The sequence below is a fragment of the Bacteroidia bacterium genome, from assembly GCA_033391075.1.
Taxonomy (GTDB): domain Bacteria; phylum Bacteroidota; class Bacteroidia; order J057; family J057; genus JAWPMV01.
The window spans coordinates 4,046,588-4,067,487 of record JAWPMV010000001.1 but is presented as its reverse complement, the minus strand read 5'-3'; the positions used below and the strand labels follow the sequence as shown (position 1 = coordinate 4,067,487).

The window sequence follows — 20,900 nt, the reverse complement described above, 5'->3', positions numbered from 1 at the left end:
TTCAGGATTAGATTAGTTGAGGGTAAGTTCGCGGAAAATGTCTTCCAGACTGGCTTCCATGAATTGTAATTCAGTAAGTATCCAGCCATTTTTTACACAGGTATTGAAGAGCCTTTCACGGAAAGGCATATCACTTTTACTTGTGATTTCAAACTTGCCTAATGCACGATTGAGAACTTCTACGAGACTGACATCTTCCAGTTTCCGTAACTCATCAGCGAGTTCATCGGGTTTAGGTGATTTGATTTGCACACGAAATACCGAGCTTTCTTCGGCCTTTTTGCTCAGACTCTCGGGCGTACCATCTGCAACGATATTTCCCTCATTTATGATAAGAATCCGATCACAGGTAGCTTCCACCTCCGGCAAAATATGGGTGCTCAGGATAACCGTTTTTTCTTTTCCAATCTCTTTGATCAGGTTTCTGATCTCTACGATTTGGTTGGGGTCAAGCCCCGTAGTAGGCTCATCCAGAATGAGAATTTCCGGATCATGGATGAGTGCCTGAGCCAGACCTACCCGCTGACGATAGCCTTTGGAGAGTTCACCAATCTTTTTGTGCTTCTCTTTATTAAGGCCACATTGACTGACAATGGTCGCAATTCGCCCCGGGATATTATCTTTGCTTACTCCCTGGGTTTCTGCCATAAACCACAAATACTCCAGTACGGGCATGTCGAGATAAAGGGGGTTGTTTTCCGGGAGATAACCGATATGGGCCTTGATTTTCTCTGCATTATCGGATACATCAAAGCTCCCGATTTTTACCTCTCCTTCTGTAGCAGAAAGATAAGTTGTCAGGATCTTCATTGTGGTTGTCTTTCCGGCTCCATTGGGTCCCAGAAAACCCAGGATCTCACCAGTTTTCACCGTAAAAGAAATATTATCAACCGCTTTTTGCGTCCCGTATTTCTTGCTTAGGTTCTTTACACTAATATCCATAGTAGTATTTCCAATGTCTATAAGGAAATTTTTGGGCGTAAATCTAAAAAGCACCCATGATGTAGGTCAAGAAAGATAGTGTTAATGCTATGTTAAAATAGCGAAATGTGCGCAAGTGTTCTCGTGTTCTTGTATTCTGGTTACTACTTATGGCCCTTCTCGAACACTGGGACACCAGAATACCTGAACACTTAAAACTTATTCTTCCACATCATGGACTCCACTGGCTTTATGGTCCGAGTGGTGTATTTTGCATTTTCTTTGCTGTTGTAGGCATTTATGACTTCTCCCTGTACATCGAAGTATATCAACTGGCCTACGGGCATACCTGCATATACGCGTACTGCCTGTGCAACGGTTATTTCCAGCGTCCAGGTATTGCAAAAACCGACATCTCCTTTGCCTGCGGTGGCGTGGATATGTATGCCAAGGCGACCGATGCTACTTTTTCCTTCGAGGAAAGGTACATGCTTATGGGTCTCTGTATATTCTTCGGTTACGCCGAGGTAGAGGGTATTGGGTTGGAGAATGTATCCCTCCTCGGGGATGATGATCTCTTCTATTTGATTGTGTTTCTTCGCGTCAAGCACACGATCCTTATACACAGCGAGGTATTTCCCCAAATGTACATCATAGCTATTACTTCCCAGACAACTGCGTTCAAAGGGTTCAATAACGATATTGCCCTGCTCAATTTCTGCAAGGATACCGGCATCGGTAAGAATCATATAGAATGGATTAAAGATTTCATGAAGCGGGCAAAATTACACAATTGCCTACAATTCTTTCATGATATCTTCTAATAAATTGGCATCCTCTACTCCTTTCTTATGGCTTTCGAAGATATTTTCTACTTGCTTGCCATTGGTATTGGGAGCATGATTGCCATTCATTTGAGGAGTTTCTTCCTGCGAAGTTTCCTCACTAGAGGTAGTTTGACGCTCTACCTTCACTTCTTCTTTTTCCACCTGGGTGCTTCCGGTCATTTCTTCTACCTGAGGAAGCTGAGACATTTTATCAAAGCCAGAGTGCAAATGTTTAGGAATGGGTTCTGAAGAAGGAGGCAATTCGCGGCCCTCATAGGTATTAACGAAATCCAGCTGTGTGGACAGGAATCCTTTTAGCTGAACCATCAATTGTTCACGCTTACGGGAAAGCTCTGTAATCTCTCTATGAAGTCTGTCTCTTTCTTCTCTTCCCTGACGAATAATGGACTGAGCCTCTGATTCGGCCTCTCTCATCTTGAGGTTAGCACGTTGTTTGGCACTCTCCATGGTATCGCGAGAGCTTTGTTCTGCCTGAATCAGGGTTTTATGAAGCATGCCCTCAACTTCTTTGAGGGTATTGTAACTGGTCTGTACTCTATAAAGCTCGTCTTTGACGGCTCTATGGGCTTCCAATTGTCTCGCCCATTCCTGGGACAGGGCAAGCAAGAAAGCATCCACCTCTTCACGGTCGTAACCACGAAGGGATTTTTTGAAGCTTTGCTGCCGTATTTCAATCGGAGTAATCATGATATCTATTCTTAGGTATTTATCCTCAAGAGCCAACGATGGATCATTCGATCATCGCTACACGAAATTAAGGAATATTTCGAATATTTTAGCCATTTAACTTTATTAACGCTGTGAAAATGAGAATCGTACCTAACATGGTCAATAACTTTTAATAATTGTAAATTATAAGCATCCCATATTTTGAAGGTCTTATCTCTACTCCCCGTAACGATATAATCTGCATCTGGCGAAAAGTCGATATCATTTATGGTAAAGTTGTGAGCAGGGAGGTGATGAATGCGTTCCCACTTGCTTTGCTGATCCCATACATTTAGTTGAGCATCCCTACCTCCGCTTATCAAATATTTTCCTGCTTCGTGGTAGGCGAGAGAGAATACAGAGTTTTCATGCGCTTCCCAGCTTTGTTTGATATGGCCATCCAAAGCATCCATAACTCGTATTTTTCCATCACTGCTCCCGATATACAATTCCTGTCCTAATTGGACGAGGCTTCTCAGGTGATTTTCAGATATTTGATTGAAATAGATTTCTTTGAAACTCTTTAGCTGGAGGATAGAAAGAAATCCCTTGGCAAAGAGCACATATAAATGGTCCGATCCCGGATCATAATGGATGTGATAAATGGCCAGATCTGCTTTTCTAAATTGTTGGATCAATTTGTTGGCGCGTGTATCGATAAGGTACAAACTCCCATTGCTCCCTCCAGCAAGCAATAGATCCTGTTCGCTGATACAAAGCAGGCTATAAATCGCAGATTCTGTTTTCAATACACCTTTCCCCTGATCCTCCTTCTTCTCCAGATCCCAGGCAGCAACAACCCCATCATCTCCCGAACTAAACAAAGTAGTATGACTTTCATCCAGAGCCAGTGCAAAGACTGAGCCCCTGTGGCCGGAATAAGTGGCCGCTTTTTCAATTTCTATTTGTTTTTTAACGGCCATTCCAAATTAAATTTTGTTAAGTGGATTTGCCTTCTATGTTTTCCTGGAAGTAAAGATCGCGATTTACCAGATCAAAGGCGCATAATCTTCCCATTCCGGCATTATACTTGGCAAAACAACCATTGTCTATATCCAATACCTGATCTTCGGATAAAAGTTCGACCATATCCCAAATATCGTCAATATCGACCGGGGTATGACCGTGTACAATGATGCGATCTTTCAACCAACTCCAGTTGATGTCTTCATACCACCACCTGATCCACATCATGGATTTGAGATCAGAAAGGGGATTGTGCATCCGCCAGAGAAAATCATCTCCTTCTTCTTCGGAACTATTGCCGGTAAAGTTCAGGCCTGCATGAACGAGGATGTATTCATCTACTTCGAAGAAATTGTCGAGCTCATCGATGAATTTGAGGTATTTTTCAGGAATTTCTTTCGGGTCGCGAAGTCCAAAGCTTTCCAGAGACTGGTGGCCTCCATTGTAAAGCCACATAGAGGTATCATCATTTTGTCGGACAGCTTTCGCCATCATTTCCTCATGATTTCCCTTTAAGGCATGAACTTTATACCCCGCTTCTTTCAATGCTATGATATGATCAATTACCCCTTTAGAATCTGGTCCGCGGTCAATATAATCTCCTAGTAAATAGAGCTCGTCTCTTTTTTCGAGTACGACCTGATGCTCCAACAAAGCTTTGAAGGATTTTAGGCAACCGTGTATGTCAGAGATGACAATCTTTCTCATAAATTTTCAAAAGCCACGCAAAATACATAAAAACTAAAAACCTCACAGGATTTCTTGAAGGAGAAATCCAGCGAGCTGCCGAGCTTTATCAGCATCTTGCACAAATGAAAAATTAGCTGAAAACGCTTTTCCCATGGGTTCCCAGTCTGTCTTATATACGTAAAAATGGGAAAATCCGATTTCCCGAAAAAGCAATTAGGCATGAAAAATGCACACTTTTCATATATTGGGATGAAATCCTTCCCACAGCGACCTAAAAATCAGTCCATGCAAAACGACCAAAACTTCGACCTGAATGAGCACACCTATTTAATTGACGATGGGTTAGCTGCTGCAGTAGAAGTTGCCCTGGATTTAAATCTTCCTCTTTTGGTTACAGGTAAACCGGGAACAGGAAAAACTAAACTGGCCTCCTATGTAGCCAAACAGCAAGGATGTGAACTTCTGGAGTTTTATACCAAAACCAGTTCCAAGGCCAAAGATCTTTTTTATAAGTATAATGCGCTTTCCCATTTCCGCGATTCGAGAAATCCTGAATCTGCCGTAAATACCATGGGCTATATTTCTTTTGAAAGTCTGGGGAAGGCCATTTTGAATTCTTCGGGAAGGAGGTCTGTCGTTTTGATAGATGAGATAGATAAAGCCCCCAGAGATTTTCCAAATGATGTCCTCTTTGAGTTTGAGCATTTGGCATTTAAAATCGAAGAGGCAACTGCGGAAGAATCTGCCAGCTGGGCGAAAAAAAACAAATGGGAACTTCCTCCCGATGATCAGGGCTTTTTCCGTTATGATAAATCCTCAGGAAATAGACCTATCCTCATCCTTACGTCCAATTCTGAAAAAAACCTTCCAGATGCATTCATGCGAAGATGTGTCTATTATCATATTGAATTTCCCGGGCCTGATCGACTGAGAGATATTGTCAGTGCCAATCTTCAACTAAGTGATAATTTCAAAGAAAATATGCTGGATCATGCCATTCAGCACTTCATTGATGTTCGAAATAGTGGCATCAAAAAACAGCCGGCTACTGCTGAACTGATTGCCTGGATTCATTTGTTGAATCAGAAGAATATTGATCTGAGGGCTGGTTTGTCTGAAGGAGATGATGGCCCCCTGAAAAAACAGATCGAAAATACCTATGTAGTTCTGGCCAAAAACTATGAAGATCGTGTGCGTTTGCTTGACGATCTGAAATAATGCCTACAAAATCTGTCATATTACTTGCCTTCGCCAATGACCGAAACGGAAGTGGGCGATTTCTGACTGAGTTGGATAAAGAAATGCTCAGGTTGGGGGAAATCCTGCAACCGGAAATGTTTCCCTTGATCAAACCAGCAGCAAGTGGAGAGAAGATTCGCAATGCATTTCGGGATTATAAAGAGGAGATCAAAATCTTCCATTACGGCGGACATGCCGAAGCTGAAGGCCTGGCAACAGAGGCAGCCGAGCTAAATGAAGAAGCCTATACACACATACAAGGACTATCTAAATTTATCGGCTTACAAGAAGGCTTGAAATTGGCCTTTCTGAATGGCTGCAATACTATAGGCCAGGCAAAAGCTTTTCACCGGTCAGGCATTCCCTGTGTCATTGGAACCAATCGGGAGATAGGAGATTCCGAAGCCCGAAAATTTAGCGAGGAATTTTACAAAAGTCTGGTCAGAGGTTCTTCCATCAAAAAATCATTTGAGGAAGCACAGTCCAGTCTGGAATCCATGCATGGAGAAGGAGCAGGATTTCGGTCCCTAAATTTTGGGGATGAAAAAGAAAGAGATGAAGAAGTATTCCCATTTGAATTATCTGTAAAAGCCGGGAGCGAAAGTAGAGCAGATGAAAGTTTGAAGCAGTGGATGAAAGAAGGACTCCCTAGAAATGATTTCCTTCCTGAAAAGAAAGCCTCTGGAACCAAAACCTATCTTCTCTGCGATCGGCAAGAATATGTAAATGACTTTGGAGATGAATTACAGTTTGGCCTCAAAGAAAAAGTTCGCAGGCCGCAGTTTTTCTTTATTCATGGTCCACATGAAGAATTGCCCGGCAGTTTGGCCGATCGATTCTATGAGTTTACGGTTAGAGATGTGTTAAAACGGCTCAAAGAACCTTTGAATCCCGGCAAATACTATCGATATGAATTGGGCTTTCCCCAGAAAAGCGATTTTGAAAGCAAGAGAAACAGAGACCTCGCTTTTATTCGCCTGCAAAATCATTTCGAACAAAAAGACCTGGATTTACCGGAGGATGGAAATGATGTATTGAAACGAATCGGTCCTAATCGACGAATAGTTTTGATTCAGCATGATATTATGGCCATTCACTGGCATGAAAAAATGCCCGAATTTCTCAACCGCTACATCGGAGATTTTTGGAATCTCGAACTGACATCCTCCCAGGCTCAAATCGTAGTAGTATTTAACCTGACCTATAATCTCGCTAAAGGACTCTCCGGTTTTTTCAAGAAAAGAGAAGACAAAGGCATAGAGAATAAACTTCAGAAGTTGGTAGAGACCTTTGATAATTGCATCCTGATCAAAAAACTGGAATCTGTGAATAGTGATGAAGTTGCTGCCTGGCAGGGAGAATACCTCAAAGAAAAACCAGGCTTGATCTCTGACCTATTCGGTAGTAAAAATAAACTTCCCATGGCAGATATTGAACCTGTCTTAATGCGGGAGTTGAAGAAAGAATAATAGAGCGCAGGTGTTCACGTGTTCTGGTGTTCATGTGAATGTCTCAAAAAAATAACAAGAACGCCAGAACACCAGAACACGAAAAAACATCAAAAACTCTCCTCTCCATATCATCCCTTTAGAAGCTTTCCTCAAGGAATTGAGTGAACATTCGATCCCTATCGGTCCCAGGGAAGCGATACGAGTGAGCGAGTTGTTAGAAGCTTCGGCGAGGCGAGGAGATAGTCCTCAAAAGATAAAGCAGAAACTGGCTGCTGTTCTGGCAAAAGATGGAGAGCAGCAAAGGAGAATTTACCGACTCTTTGATCAGTATCGAGAGAAGCATAGCCTGGGATTACTTAGAAAGAAAAAAGAAGTTCAGCCGGCCAGTATTGTGAAAATCTGGTGGGATAGAAATAAAATTGCCCTTTTGCTTCTTGGGCTTAGCCTGATATCCATGAGTGCAGCGGCTTATTTATATACCGTTAGCAATTTGATCTATGTGGAGGCTGATTCATTTGCTCCTTCCGTAAATGACATATCAGGGGAGGTTTTTATGGAGGAAAATTCCCTCATTAAAGACTACTCCTTTGCGCGAGATAGTGTAGTGCAAACCATTTGGGATTGGGGAGATGGGTCGAAAAGGGATACAGCGAAGACTGCTTCTCATCGCTACGATGATTTGGACAGGTCTTATAAGATTACCTATACGGTGCTTACTGCCAGAGGGAAAAAAAGCGATGGAAGCAGAAGAGTTAATTTCAATCCGACCTGTATCGCAACCATAAATTCACAGATAAAGAACTATGAACTTACTGCTTCGGCAAATTTCTTTCTCCCGGTAAAAATTTATGATTCTTTCGGTCCCAATGAGGAACTGGAGAAACAAGCGGATAGTATAAGGAATCTTATGTCCTATAGCTGGGACTTGGGCAATGGGGAAATTATAGAGAAAGATTCAATCATCTATAGATATCCCTCCGTTGAAAGCAGTTATGTAGTTAAACTGATCAGTAGACAATTTGATCCTAAGCATCCTGATGTCCTGCTTTGTTCTCACATAGATTCGATTATAATTGACCTGCCAAGGGTGGTAGACCTTCCTTTGGTCCCCGTAAATAAACTCGAGATAAAGGCACCAGATGTAAGCGATCTCAGACAGGAAGAAGATTACGGTCTTTATTTCCTCTTATCCTTGATTGCGTTGGCCTTGTATGGGCTTTACGAATTGATCATTTGGAGTAACAGGAGAGCTGTTCTGGACGAGAGTGCAGAAAAATTACCTCCTTTACGCCAAAAACTGAAGATAGAGCTGCCTGACCTAAATCTTTTTGGGAATGATCATTTTGCCAGTGTCGCTACTCAGTTGAGGGCAAGAAGAGTTTCTGGCATCAAAAGCCTGGATCTGGCCAAAACCTTATCAAGAAGTATTCAAGCTGGCGGAGAATTTCCACTATTCTCCTATAAAGATCAATTGCAGGCCTCTCAGTATTTGGTATTGATAGATGAAAGTAGTCCCAAGGATCATTTGGCTCGCTTTTATCATGCCATGCTCAGTGAACTCAATAAGCGAGACATTACGGCAGAGTTTTACTTTTATGATAAAGATCCCAGTCTGTGTTGGAAGCGGCGATCTCAGGCGGTAACCCAGATCAGCTGGTCCCAATTGGGAGCAACATTTGCGGGATATCGATTGATCATTATTGGAACGGGAGAAGGCTTGCTTGATCCTCTTACAGGAGAGCTTTCAGAATTTGTTCTGGCTCAGGAGGGCTGGGCGGAAAAGGCTCTGCTAAGTACTTTGCCTAATGAGGATTGGGGGAGAGCCGAAGAGAGGTTATCCCAATATTTCAATTTCTTGCCCGCAACGGAAGAAGGATGGGAGGAAATGGTACCCGGATGGGCCAAAGAAGAAAAGCCCCGACCTTTCGATTGGAAATTAAAAGCCTTTGAAGTCAGTCCTCCGGAAGAAAATTCCGAGAAGCTCATAGAGGAATTAAAGCTTTATTTGGGAGAAAGTCGTTTTCAATGGCTTTGTGCCTGTGCGGTTTATCCGGTTTTATATTTTGAGTTGACACTTCAATTGGGGGAAATGATCACCTCCAATGAAATCGGACTGGAAGCTTTGGGACATCTTTTTCGTTTGGAGTGGTTTAGAAAAGGAAGAATCCCGGATGATATTCGCCTACAACTTATTGACCAACTCGAAGAAAGGCATGCTAAGGAAACACGGAATCTGATTTCACAAATACTGAAAGAAAATCCTGCGCCGGAAAATAGCCTGGCTAAACAAGACCAGGACCTGACTTTGGCGATCTATCAATACCTGAATTCTTCGAAAAGCCTGGAGGATAAGGCTCGATTGCAGCAAGCACTAAAAGATTTACGGCCGGAAGATCTGGAAGACATTATTTCTCTGAAATACCTTTCAGATGTAAAGCATAATCCGATGCTGATTCCTTTGCCCAGAAGCTTATATAGAGGAGGGATTGGTTTAATGGGGACCCAATGGCTCAGCCGTTTGGGGATCGTTCTGGGAACTATCCTGCTATTTCTTGGAATTGTCTCTATGCAGGATTTGGGGCGTTTGGTCAATGAGGAAGAACATGTCTATCTGGCTAAAGACCTACACCTGGACAGTCGGGAAGATAGCGCTCGCTATTACCATTATCAGGCTGTTCAGCAAACGATTAAGCAAAACGAATTAGCTAGTCAGGATGGAATTTCATTATTGGCAGAAATGAATTATAAGAGGGCCTTTGATAAAGGGATTTTAGAAACAAATCGCGCAGATAGTTTTGTCAATAATTTCTGGCAACACCGATACAAATGGGCCCGGATCAATTATCAGTCCCGACATAATGAGGAGGCACAGGAATTGTTGTTAGGCTTGCCAGATCGGGTACTGGCCGATAGCCTGAAAAATCCTCAATCTGTTGCCCTCGCGAAAAACAGGTCCCTGGATCCCAGAGCTTTAACTAGAAAAATTAAACAGGACTTTCCTGATTTGTCAGACTCCACTCCAAATGGAATTTCCTATTTAAAAGGTCTGGTTTACCTCGAATTTACGGAAGTAGAAAATGATGCCTTTGTGCAGAGAACCTTAGCCGATTCCGTGATACGAAATCTCAATAGCCTCGCAGCTGAGTTTTTCCAATCATTGCCCCAATCAGATCTGGAATTATTGCGGCAAAAACTGGCGAGAGTTCCTTTGATTAGTAATAATAAAGCATACGCTTCTTTAGCCGAAAAACTGGGGCGATATGAATATCGATTGAATGTAACTACTGGAAGATTGGATGGTGGGAATACGGATGAAATACCGATAATGCTTTCTCTAATCGGGGAGAAGGGGAACATAGATGTACGTTTGGATAGCAGTACAAATGCAAATTTCCAATTTGAAAAAGCCTGGAGGGATAGTTGGACCTTATATAGCTTCATTCCTTTAGGAGAGATCAAAGAAATTCAATTCCGACTCGGTATAGCAGGAAAGCCGGGCATTGACGATTGGCTGATTGAAGACTTGCAATTGGCAACGCCTGACGGATTTGGTCCATATGATATTCCGGTAAACCATTGGATCGGAGACTATGCGGGAAGGTCCCAAAGCTTGAGCATCTATCCCGGGACGGCACTGGAAGTAGATCCGACTTTACATGCGGAGAGGGATACTACGGCTGAGGAACCCCCAGCGATTACTGTATTGCGGGGAGTAGTCGTAGATAAAGACCAGAATCGAATAAGTGCAATTGAGGTACGTGAAACGCTTACAAATTCCTTTACTGAAACCTCCTTCTACGGCGAATTTGAATTGCCGGTGCGCTTGCAAAGGGCAAATGCAGTAAGATTGCAGTTGAGCAATAAGTTTGAGGTCTTTGCAGGAAAAGAGAGGTTTCTGCCTGGCACACTTGAATTGGATACACTGATATATGTGGACAGTATAGGAGCTGAAGAATTGATTTTGACGCTGAATGAAATCGAGCTGGAGCAAAATATAGAGCAGCAGCAGATTGGGAAATCCAGCTTTGTGAAACCGGCGATGGTCTATGTTCAAGGAGGAACTTTTATGATAGGGCAGAAGGATAAAGAGCCTGGACATGAGGTAACTCTTAGCAATTTTGAGATTGGCAAGTATGAAGTGACCTTTGAGGAATATGATCTATTCTGTGATGCAACCAGGAGAGAAAAACCTTTGGATGAAGGCTGGGGTAGGAGGAGAAGGCCAGTAATCAACGTAAGCTGGGAAGATGCGGTTGAGTATGCCAATTGGCTAAGTTTTCAGGCGGGCTATGAACAGGTGTATGAGAAAGTGGGTATTGAAACTAATAAGGGAGAGGCCGAGGCATGGAGGATCAATTATAATGCGAATGGATATCGGCTTCCTACCGAATCAGAATGGGAGTTTGCTGCCCGTGGAGGATTAAAAGCCCAGAATACCCTTTATAGTGGTAGCAATGAATTGGATTCTGTGGCTTGGTATTCTGCTAATTCCAAAAGGCAGACTCAAATCATCGGACAAAAAGTAGCCAATGAACTGGGGATTTATGATATGAGTGGGAATGTTTGGGAATGGTGTAATGATTGGTATGGAGACTTGAATGCGGATTCTCAAAATAATCCTCAAGGGCCATTAACAGGGCGTACCAGAGTTATGCGTGGTGGGTCTTGGGCAGACAGCAATAGCTATTGTCGCCTCTCTTACCGGCTCAGTAGCTTCCCTGACAATAGAGCTAAGGCTTCCGATAATGGTTTTCGACTTTCTCGACGTTTACCTTAACCCCTCGCCTCAGGCCTACATCCCCTTGAAATGGGATGCGCTAAGGGCCGGTATTTGGGATGGAGGGGGCGATAGCTTTGTAATTTCATTAGTTTAAGGATTCAAACTTCTTTGGATTCTCCCCCAATCATCCAGAAATTCATTGCGATTAGCCGGTCAGCATAGCTGTCATTGCGAACGAAGTGAAGCAATCTCCTTGTATGCAAATAATCTTTTGACGTCAAGGAGATTGCTTCGCCATTTTCAACGGCTCGCAATGACAGCCTATGCTGTTTTTAATTAACTCATTAGCTTTATATAGTAAAATGCTGATAGTAGATTGCTATCGTCTACGTGATAATCCGACTTTGGGTCTCCTCCTCACTTCTAATAATTAAATCTCACCCTCAGTCTGAAGCTATACCTCAAACCTCGAGTGAGACATAACAAAGAATTGCCAGATAAGCTGGCGGGTTTTCTTACCCCTCGCCTCAGGCCCACATCCCCTTAGAATGGGATGCGCTCGGGGCCGATATTTGGGGTGGAGGGGAACGATAGCCATCTTATGGATGTTAAGCCAGACCATTTTGTCATGCTGAGCTTGTCGAGGCATCTAATTTTCCTAAGCACATGTCTCTGAACTTGGTTTCAATCTAGGCTCCTCGACTGCGCTCGGGGTGACAATTGTAATTTTTATTTCATTTGCTTTTTGTAACCCACAAGCGCGACAGGGCCTCGCTGCTGCATCGGGTGCGGGGGCCGGACTGTGGGGTAGCTTTGCAGCAGCTTGATTTTTTGTTTCTTTTTCATCTAAGGAAAAAGAAAACTAAGCTCAAGACAAGGCCAAATAAAATAAAATTTATTGCTTATCCATCCTCACAATCTTAGGATAAAAAGCCCCTATCACATCAACTAAGTCCGTCTGATGCTTCATCACCTGATGGATATCCTTGTAAACAAAAGGAGCCTCATCGATCCCTCCGCCTATCAGGCTGACGCCTTTTTCTTTCAAATGTTTGTTGAGTTGATGACGCGTGATGCTATTACGGGCTTTCCGTCTGGACAATACCCGCCCAGCCCCATGCGAAGCCGAATGCAATGAAGTAGGATTTCCCTTTCCCCTGACAATAAAACCCGGAGCTGTCATCGAACCAGGAATGATGCCCAATTCTCCTTTGGCAGCAGGGGTCGCTCCTTTGCGGTGGACAATCACCTCAGTCCCATCCTCCAGCTTTTGCTTCCAGGCGAAATTGTGATGGTTTTCAATACGGCAAATGGGTTTTTCTCCGATGGTTTTTGCCAAACGTCGATGGATATGGTCATGACAAGCCGAAGCATAATCTCCTGCCAGATTCATGGCGATCCAATATTCCTGTCCTTCTTCGGTATCCAGGTCCAGCCAGGCAAGGTTTTTAGCTTCTTTGGGTAGGGGAGTGAGCTTTTGGGCAATGCGGGTATATTCCGTAGCTATGGTCGCTCCCAATCCTCGGGAACCTGAATGAGAAAGCAAGCCCAGATAAGTGCCTGGCTTGAGGTTCCACTCATTTTCATTGTCCTGAATCTCCACCAGGCCAAATTCTACAAAATGATTGCCTCCGCCGGAAGAACCAATCTGCTTAGCTGCCTTGTCTTTGAGCTTTCGGAGGAAGGGAATGTCTCGAAATTCTGAACGTTCTAAAATGGGATCATCAAAGGGATCGTTCATTCCTTTACCGGCTCCAAAGCAGGTCTCGGATTTCAGGTCCTGGGTATACTGGTACTCATTTCTTTGTAAATGCTTTTCCCCTAACGGAAAAATACTCAGGGCCATGCGACAGCCAATATCAACCCCAACTGCATAGGGAATGATGGCGTTTTCCGTAGCCAGAACTCCTCCAATCGGTAAGCCATAGCCTACATGCGCATCCGGCATCAGGGCGGTAGCTCGTGCAATGGGAAGTTTAGCAGCAATATTGATTTGATCGACTGCTCCTTCGTCTATGTTCTCTCTCCCATAAATACTACAGGAGACTCCTTCCGTTCGCATAGGAGGGATGCGTTTCATGATTGTACTTCTCTCTTCTTCTGTGAGTGCATGTACAATTGGTCCGAGGACTTCGTCCTCTTCATATTTTTCCGGATGATCCAGCAGATCTTCCAGCACTTCCATTTTTACGTCCCTGCTTTTCTTCGCCCAGTTTCTATGCTGCATGGCTTTGAGGGCTTCTTTCATGGCTTTGCCGGGTTCGAAGCCTGCTCTTAGCAGATGGACTTTTTTTATCTTGGCCATTTGGTTTTTTATAAGGATTTTCTTCCTACTTTTTTAGAAAAGTAGGCAAAAATCGGAACGGACTAACCAAGGCCGACGCACAATCCGTCCGCCCACGTCCGTTCCAACTCCAGCGCGCATTTGAGTGCAAATATTCCTACTACAACACTATAAAACTACAACACTAATACTCTAACACTCAAACACTCTCGCACGTTTTACGTCTTAATTATCCCATACATAAACATATCTCTGGGACCTTCCTCAATATTCCGGGCCGTTCCGTAACGGGGAAGGAAAGCTTCACGGGTCATACCCGCTTTTTCCATTACCCGGGCGGAGCCGGTGTTTTCTACGTCGCAGATCGCTTCTACTCTAACTTTGTTTGTATAGGTGAAGTAGTGATGGATAACTGCGCGGAGAATTTCGGACATATAGCCCTTTCCCCAAAATTCTGGTCCGATAGCATATCCGACATCAACTTTAAAAGGATGTTCACGGGCAGAAAAGGCACCAATGGCCTTCCCATAGTTTTTGGGAACAAGGAGCCCGTGAAATCCTGTCTCTTTAGAAAGGGAGTTTCCCATTTCTTTCAACCAGGTTTGTGTGGTCTCTATGTCTTTGTGAACGGACCAGGGTAAATACCTGGCCACTTCCGGATGTCGGGCATACTGCTCGAACATACTTTCGGCATCTCCCTTTTCCGGGGGCCGAAGGAATAGTCGATCGGTTTCTATTGTCATGTCCATGACAGTAATGTGTTTGAGTGTTTGAGTGTTAGGGTGTTAGGGTGTTAGAGTTGATCGTAGATTAACAACAACACTAAAACACGATAACACAGATGCTTTCATAAAATAGTGACGTGTAGGGTAAGCATATTAACCTCCTGCTATTCAGGCGATCAGCTCTCGCTAACCCGCCTAAACACAAACACGCTCGTACGTTCAATTGAAATTTGAACTAACAGGCAGTGGTGGCGCTAGCCTGTTAGTTCTGTGAAGCTGCTTAGCGAGTAAACATATCCGTGCTACGATTATATTTAACTTGCTTGTCCTGGCTCAATATCTTGTCCCAGTTTTTCAACTGCCACCTTTGCTTCCTTAAGCCGGCAGCCTGTGTACGCAAGGTACAACTTGATCGCTTCGAGCTTACCTTTGTAGGTAAGGGTTCCGATCACTTCCTGCTCCTTTTGAGGAGATAGCATGAGATTTCGCATCTTCTGCATTGCTTTTAAGGATTTAGGTGAATAAAATTCTACAAGTCCAGGCATGACGCCTTTGTGATTTCGAAATTTTCTGCTTGGCAGAAAATTGCCAGGGTACTGCTTTCGCAGATGGGGGTATTCCCATTAACAAGGAACATTCACAGGGGAGACAGACGAATCTGTCTTTCTAAGGTTAGGCGCGAAGTAGAATAGATTGTACCCATTCCGTTTATACAAAAGCCATGCCTAAGCCTCAGATTCTTGTATTCTCTATGTAAGAATCAGACCCCGAATTGATACCAATCGTACCCAAAATGTTCCGGATTTGGCTCTCTGTACCGCCTTTTGTGCCGAATATTGTATCGTCTGTAGCGGTTGTAAAAGAGCAGCGCAAGGAAATATTTAAGAAATCGTTTCATGGTTAATGCTTATTTATTGATGATTGTTTTGTGGGAAGGAGTAAATCTGTGAGGGACTTTCCCTCTAAATGATTGTGCTAGATCACCTCCTTTGTGTTTTATCAGATCTTCCTTCCCATGAGAACCCAAAAGGAGTCGAACCTTTCTGGTATCCCGCTGATCTGGGTTCTAACGCAGGCCGAAGCCTGCATTTCAAGGTTGTGCAAATGCAAAAATTCTTTTTTGTCAGGAGCCTGTGCCGGTCATTGTGTTTTCACGGTCCGGATGCAAGATCTTTTCCTCACAAGCCGGCACAAGACTCTCCAACAATACACCTCTCAATGAATTAATAAAGAACGATTTATTATAACAAAAAAGTGTTAAATCAATATTATTGCTCAATTGTATCCATAGCTCTCCCATCTGCACTTTTCCATTTTCTCTGGAAAAGCTACACAGCTATCTTGTCGAATTGTTGCCAGGAAAGCTTTAGGCCCATGACCTTTCGTCATGAAAAGTATTTTTCAACTTTTCAATGTTTCCTTTGGTTCTCCCAAAGGTCAAGGCATAGTTCTCCCAGCTCACAATTCGCGATTTGTCTACCGTTTTGGTCTGAAAATCAGCTTTTTGTGATTACAGTAGTATTCGGAGGATAGATTCGGGAAATAAAAAACCCGGAACTTTTTTGGGTTCCGGGTGCATGTGAAACAATGTTTCTGACATCATATATGCCAATGCACACACCCGAATCTATCACTACCAGTATCTACTGCCATGCGCGGTTCAAGCTGAACTGCCTGACGCAATTTGATACATGATATGTGATTGTAATTGAGCATACTTATCTAGTGCTAATTCTTTGTTTAAAAACTTTACACAAATGAACGCTTTTAATCAGAGAAAGATTCGGCTTTGCGCATGAACGGTTATTTGGAGTGCGTGAACGGTATATATTGATGTTTGAATGGTATTTTGGGGCTCCTGTTTGGTCAAATTTGGTTTTAATTTAGACTAATTCCAAATACTGGGCTTTCCCATTGCTTACAGCAGCCAGTATGAGTAGTTTTACGGACATAAACAGAATCAATAAGTAAGCTTTATAGATGAGATACCGAGTAGGCCAAAGAGTACGGATGTTGCACGCCAATGGAGAAGGGGTGATAACTGCCTTGATTGATAAGCATTATGTAGAGGTGGATATGGGAGATGACTTTCCCCTGGATGTGCATGTGGATGAATTAGTAGCTGTAGATAGTGGAGAGCGTAGTTATTTGGGAACTCCCATAGAAGAAGCCAAAGAGCAAGAAGAAAGTAAAACCCAATTAAGGGGAGCTTCTATATTGGATTTGAGTCTGGTGGTAGGTAAGGATGAAGAAGGAATTCACAAAATTTTTATCGCCAATCCTGAGTTGACAGATAAGTTGTTGACCCTATATCGTAGGCAGGGAAATCAATATTTTTTGCTGGATGCAGTAGAAATAGAAGGAGGAGCCTATCGGGAAATACTTGCCTTAGATAGAGATGAGTTATCTAAAACCCGATCCTTTTATATACAAGTACTCGCATTTAAACCGGGCAAGGGACATCCCCATAGTCCTTACACTTTTGAACTTAGCTGGAATCGTTCTCGCTTTAGTCAAAAACAAAAGCAAGTAAACTTCCTCGAAGAAAAGGCCTGGGTCTATTCCTTACGAGAGGATAAACAACAATTGGATGTTGAAGCGATCAGCAAGAGTGAATTTATTCGGGTCAAGGAGCAAGAGGCTCCAAAACCTCAAAGACAGCATATAGAAGTGGATCTGCATGCGGAGGCCTTGGGCATCAATCCTTATCAAAGTACTTCCTCTGACATTCTTCAATCTCAACTGGCAGAAGTACATAAAACCCTCTCGGATGCTTTGGTACAAAATTATGAGCGTGTGGTGTTTATTCACGGCATAGGAGAGGGAAAGCTTCGTAAGGCTGTTCTGGAAATCCTAAAGGAAACTACCCATGTCAAGAACTTTGGCCCCGCTGATATTCACAAATATGGAAATGGGGCTACAGAGGTGTTTTTTAAATAAGGATTTCTTAAAAAGTAATTTTTACCAAACCGCCTAATTTATGTCCTTCCATCCCATTTGCTATCCAGAGGCTTGAGGTCTTGTTCGGATTCACGTACAAAGCATTGATAAACATCCGCTCGGTCCCATAAAATGGGTTGCCCTCCATATCCAAACTCGCATAAACTTTTCCATTCCTTGATAAAAAGCTTGCAGCAGTTATGGTAGGAGCATAGCCGCGATAGGGTACCAAAACCTGCTCTGTACCAACTATATATTCATTTCCTCTAGAATCCATATAATAATGAGGAATCAAATCTATGGACTCATCACTACCTATTGATTTTTCCTTTCCATCCAGGTCTTTTAAAAAGGTTCCCTCAGAAGACCTTTGGCCATAAATGATGTTTCCTTCTGCATCAAAAAAGGGGCCCGCAAAGGCGAATTCGCTAGGTTCTGTCTTTAATAAGGATTCAAAATCCCCATTTTTAAACTGGAAAAGCTCATATCTTTTGCTCGAACTCAATTTTAAAACGACATAAAGCTGATCGTTAAATATTATTAACCTGGAGACTTCATTGCTAGTCAAAGAAGAATTATTCGTGTTCCAGATACTGCAAGTGTTGTTTTCGAGATCGAATTGCAAAATCCCTTCATAGACAAAACTGGGATCGGCCTTTCCTACCGCCATCCATAGATTTCCCTTTTGATCGACGTCAGCTAAATGTCCGTTTTGCAGACGATATTTATTATTAATGCAGCTATTCTCCTTGCTTAATGCTCGAATTTGATTTCCTTCGAAATCAAATTCCTCTAGAATAATGTCTACTTTCTCCGGTCCAATGTTAATATTATGCGTAGAACCTAGCACATATATTTTCCGATTCCTGACCGATATTAATTGCCCATGCAAATCGGGTATGGTTCTTAAGCGTTGTTCAGCATCTGTATCAAAAAGTTGAATGGGCCGTTTTCTATCCCGGTCCCAATTTTCTTGTAAAACCAGGATATGATTTTGATGGTACATTTTCTTTATATCCAGGCCGGGATAAAAGCCCTCAAGTTGGAGCTCATTGTTTTGATTGCTGGGAATAATTAAGCCGTCCCGGCAACCGAAGAGTATTAACAGGAAGCTTAATACAAAAGGATAATACTGAGTAGCTTTCATGATCTTTTAAGATGGGTGTTTCTATAAGATCATGATTTAAAATGAAATTATCTTAATCTTATTTAGAATTTTTTCTAAGATTTATACCTGATAATCACCAGCTTACACCAGCACCCCCACCACCAGAAGAGCCCCCTCCAAAGGAACTGCTTCCTCCGAAGGATGAACCTCCGCTGCTCCAGGAACTACCGGAAGAAGAACTGGACTTAACAAGTTTCGGAATGGTCTTGGTTTTTCTTTGCTGATAGGTACAGCTTTTACATTTATGTACAATTTCTTTTTTACCCGTCGAATAATAAGTCGGGGAAGATATGGTGCGACTATGGGAATGATAATAGGTAAGGTATCCGCACTTGGGACATTTTTTATACCTGGTAATCCGCTTTTTATAGCGTAGGATGAGAAATTCTTCCTTATCCTCACTTACCCATACATCATAATCCACCGAACCAATTTCTTCCTCTGTAATCTGCCCTTTCTTCAGATATGGATCTTCCTCTTCTTCAGACAAAAGAAATAATAGTGCCCCTGTTTCTCTACTGTACCGAGGCTGAGTTCTTAGTTTTTTGAGCTTTCTTTTTAGAAATAAATAGAGAAAAGCATAGGGTATAGGAATGAGGAAAACCAAAAAGCCCCAATAGTAATTCCTGAGATTGTGATACTTATCATAGAGTTCTTCTTTCCCATACAAAACCCTTTCAGCCAGATACAACATTACCACACTTATTAAAAAAGCTATGCCCAGATAGGTCAAAAACAAACCTAATAAAGGGTCCGTTCGATTACTGTTTCCTGAAATATAGGAAGGCTGTCTATTGGAACTGATTTCAGCCGCTGCCGCCGGATCTTCCAGGTTTAACTTTATAGCTTTTACTGCATTGATCAAGCCTTGTCCATAATTGCCCAGTTTAAACTCTGGTACCAATTCCTGCATACCGATTCGATAACAGACTACATCCGGCAAAACTCCCTCTAGCCCATAGCCTGTTTCAAATTCGGTCCTTCTTTGGTCCATAACCGTAAAGATCAGGAGCCCATTATCTACATCCGCTTGCCCAATCCCCCAATGATTGAAAAGCTCTGTGGTAAAGAATTTGGGATTAACCGTGCCGATACTCTGCACAATTACAACCGCTAATTGCGCTGTGGTGGAATCTTCCATTTCGGAGATCAGCTGATTGAGTGCCAATTCATCCGCCGGATTCAAAATATCATCGGGGTCGCTCACGTATCCGCTTCCTCCGTTTTTAGGATTGGGGATGTTTTCAATTGTATAGGCTGTCTGTGCGAGGACAGAAAATGGAATTAGGCATAAGATAGCCAGGAGAAATTTTGAGAACAGAAAGGATCTCATGATTTGGTTTTGTATGTGTGAAGCTCCCTAAAGACATGCTTTATGAACCATTGGTCTATAATAAGTAAAAATTTAAGGAAAGCTTGACTGCCTAAATAAGAATTTCTCGACCAGCTTTAAATTTTTGTTTCTAAAAATAATACTTCGAGCAAAGTAGGAAGCCAAACGGGTTGGAAAGGAAGAATTGCTCTATGCTATAGGGAAGATTCATCCTATGTAAACTCAGCTGTATAAAAGCTTTGGAGGCTTGAAATATCTCGTTTAAATTCATAGTTCTCTTATATCGCATATTCTTTACTTATGAAATTTATCTATATAGTGTTGGCTGGACTTTTAAGTCTGCAAGCCCCTTCTACCGAAATTCCCCCACAACAAATACCTGTCAATAAAATCATTCCTGATACACCTGAAGATCTGGATAAAAATGTATTGCTGATTCCTCGCTTTGATTTTATGGATGCTGAAGATGGAGCAGTAGGTCAAAGGAGAAAGTTTATTGTAAGTATGAATCGGAGGGCGAAAGAGGCAAACACTACCCTCAACAAGACCATCACGAAAGCCTATCCTTATGAATTCAAACTGATCAGCCTTAGCGAGATCAATTATTATAAGGCCAAAGGCTATAAGTATTTTCTGGATATGGCTCTTATGCCCAAGCAGATGAAACAGCCCAAACCAGAGGCTTTGGTGGCTGCTTATGATAAGTGGCGAACTGCCAACAAGATGTACAACAATAGAAATAGCATGTGGCATCACTATTTTTACATCCGGGATATACAGGAAAATGATGCTTACATTACTCAGAAATTTAAAGGAAGTGGTGAGGTGTATAAAGGAATTGGCTCAACCTTGCGTCAATTCAAGAAGGATTTAGCAGCTGAATAAATACAGCTTGCATATATAATCT

The 20,900-nt window shown here is 42.5% G+C and carries 15 protein-coding genes; 5 read left to right on the top strand and 10 right to left on the bottom strand.

What is annotated here, in order from left to right; genetic code table 11:
* Positions 1–12: 12 nt before the first annotated feature.
* The 5 genes from R8P61_16240 to R8P61_16220 form a co-directional block, all read right to left on the bottom strand.
* Positions 13–942, bottom strand: coding sequence for an ATP-binding cassette domain-containing protein (locus R8P61_16240; protein MDW3648618.1), 930 nt, complete (start codon positions 940–942; stop codon positions 13–15).
* Positions 943–1,133: 191 nt separating this feature from the next.
* Positions 1,134–1,670, bottom strand: a complete 537-nt coding sequence (dcd, locus tag R8P61_16235; protein MDW3648617.1) for a dCTP deaminase — start codon at positions 1,668–1,670, stop codon at positions 1,134–1,136.
* A gap of 48 nt (positions 1,671–1,718) precedes the next feature.
* Entirely contained in the window at positions 1,719–2,456 is a 738-nt protein-coding gene (locus R8P61_16230) for a DivIVA domain-containing protein (GenBank protein ID MDW3648616.1), read from the bottom strand.
* Between the two features lie 11 nt (positions 2,457–2,467).
* Positions 2,468–3,400: a hypothetical protein gene (locus R8P61_16225; GenBank protein ID MDW3648615.1), complete on the bottom strand. Its 933-nt coding sequence runs from the start codon at positions 3,398–3,400 to the stop codon at positions 2,468–2,470.
* Between the two features lie 16 nt (positions 3,401–3,416).
* Positions 3,417–4,151, bottom strand: a complete 735-nt coding sequence (locus R8P61_16220; GenBank protein MDW3648614.1) for a metallophosphoesterase family protein — start codon at positions 4,149–4,151, stop codon at positions 3,417–3,419.
* 201 nt (positions 4,152–4,352) lie between these two features.
* Here R8P61_16220 and R8P61_16215 point away from each other — a divergent pair, with 201 nt between their 5' ends.
* The 3 genes from R8P61_16215 (at position 4,353) to R8P61_16205 (ending at position 11,600) form a co-directional block, all read left to right on the top strand.
* Complete coding sequence (locus R8P61_16215; GenBank protein ID MDW3648613.1) at positions 4,353–5,351, top strand: MoxR family ATPase; 999 nt, start codon at positions 4,353–4,355, stop codon at positions 5,349–5,351.
* Entirely contained in the window at positions 5,351–6,841 is a 1,491-nt protein-coding gene (locus R8P61_16210) for a CHAT domain-containing protein (protein MDW3648612.1), read from the top strand. Before R8P61_16215 ends, R8P61_16210 begins: the two co-directional genes overlap by 1 nt.
* 184 nt (positions 6,842–7,025) lie before the next feature.
* Positions 7,026–11,600, top strand: coding sequence for an SUMF1/EgtB/PvdO family nonheme iron enzyme (locus R8P61_16205; GenBank protein ID MDW3648611.1), 4,575 nt, complete (start codon positions 7,026–7,028; stop codon positions 11,598–11,600).
* Between the two features lie 838 nt (positions 11,601–12,438).
* On the opposite strand, the gene R8P61_16200 is transcribed toward R8P61_16205, so the two are convergent.
* From R8P61_16200 to R8P61_16190, 3 genes are all read right to left on the bottom strand, one after another.
* A complete protein-coding gene (locus R8P61_16200) occupies positions 12,439–13,848 on the bottom strand; it encodes an RtcB family protein (GenBank protein ID MDW3648610.1) in 1,410 nt (469 codons plus the stop codon).
* Between the two features lie 197 nt (positions 13,849–14,045).
* Positions 14,046–14,576, bottom strand: a complete 531-nt coding sequence (locus R8P61_16195) for a GNAT family N-acetyltransferase (protein MDW3648609.1) — start codon at positions 14,574–14,576, stop codon at positions 14,046–14,048.
* A 290-nt stretch (positions 14,577–14,866) separates the two neighbouring features.
* Positions 14,867–15,052, bottom strand: a complete 186-nt coding sequence (locus tag R8P61_16190) for a hypothetical protein (GenBank protein MDW3648608.1) — start codon at positions 15,050–15,052, stop codon at positions 14,867–14,869.
* Positions 15,053–16,532: 1,480 nt separating this feature from the next.
* Between R8P61_16190 and R8P61_16185 the strand changes: the two genes are divergently transcribed.
* Complete coding sequence (locus tag R8P61_16185) at positions 16,533–17,492, top strand: DUF2027 domain-containing protein (GenBank protein MDW3648607.1); 960 nt, start codon at positions 16,533–16,535, stop codon at positions 17,490–17,492.
* A gap of 7 nt (positions 17,493–17,499) precedes the next feature.
* Here the strand turns inward: R8P61_16185 and R8P61_16180 are convergent, their stop codons facing one another.
* Both R8P61_16180 and R8P61_16175 read right to left on the bottom strand, forming a co-directional pair.
* Positions 17,500–18,639, bottom strand: coding sequence for a hypothetical protein (locus R8P61_16180; protein ID MDW3648606.1), 1,140 nt, complete (start codon positions 18,637–18,639; stop codon positions 17,500–17,502).
* Between the two features lie 94 nt (positions 18,640–18,733).
* Complete coding sequence (locus tag R8P61_16175; GenBank protein ID MDW3648605.1) at positions 18,734–19,993, bottom strand: TPM domain-containing protein; 1,260 nt, start codon at positions 19,991–19,993, stop codon at positions 18,734–18,736.
* Between the two features lie 300 nt (positions 19,994–20,293).
* Here R8P61_16175 and R8P61_16170 point away from each other — a divergent pair, with 300 nt between their 5' ends.
* A complete protein-coding gene (locus R8P61_16170) occupies positions 20,294–20,878 on the top strand; it encodes a hypothetical protein (GenBank protein ID MDW3648604.1) in 585 nt (194 codons plus the stop codon).
* Positions 20,879–20,900: the final 22 nt, after the last annotated feature.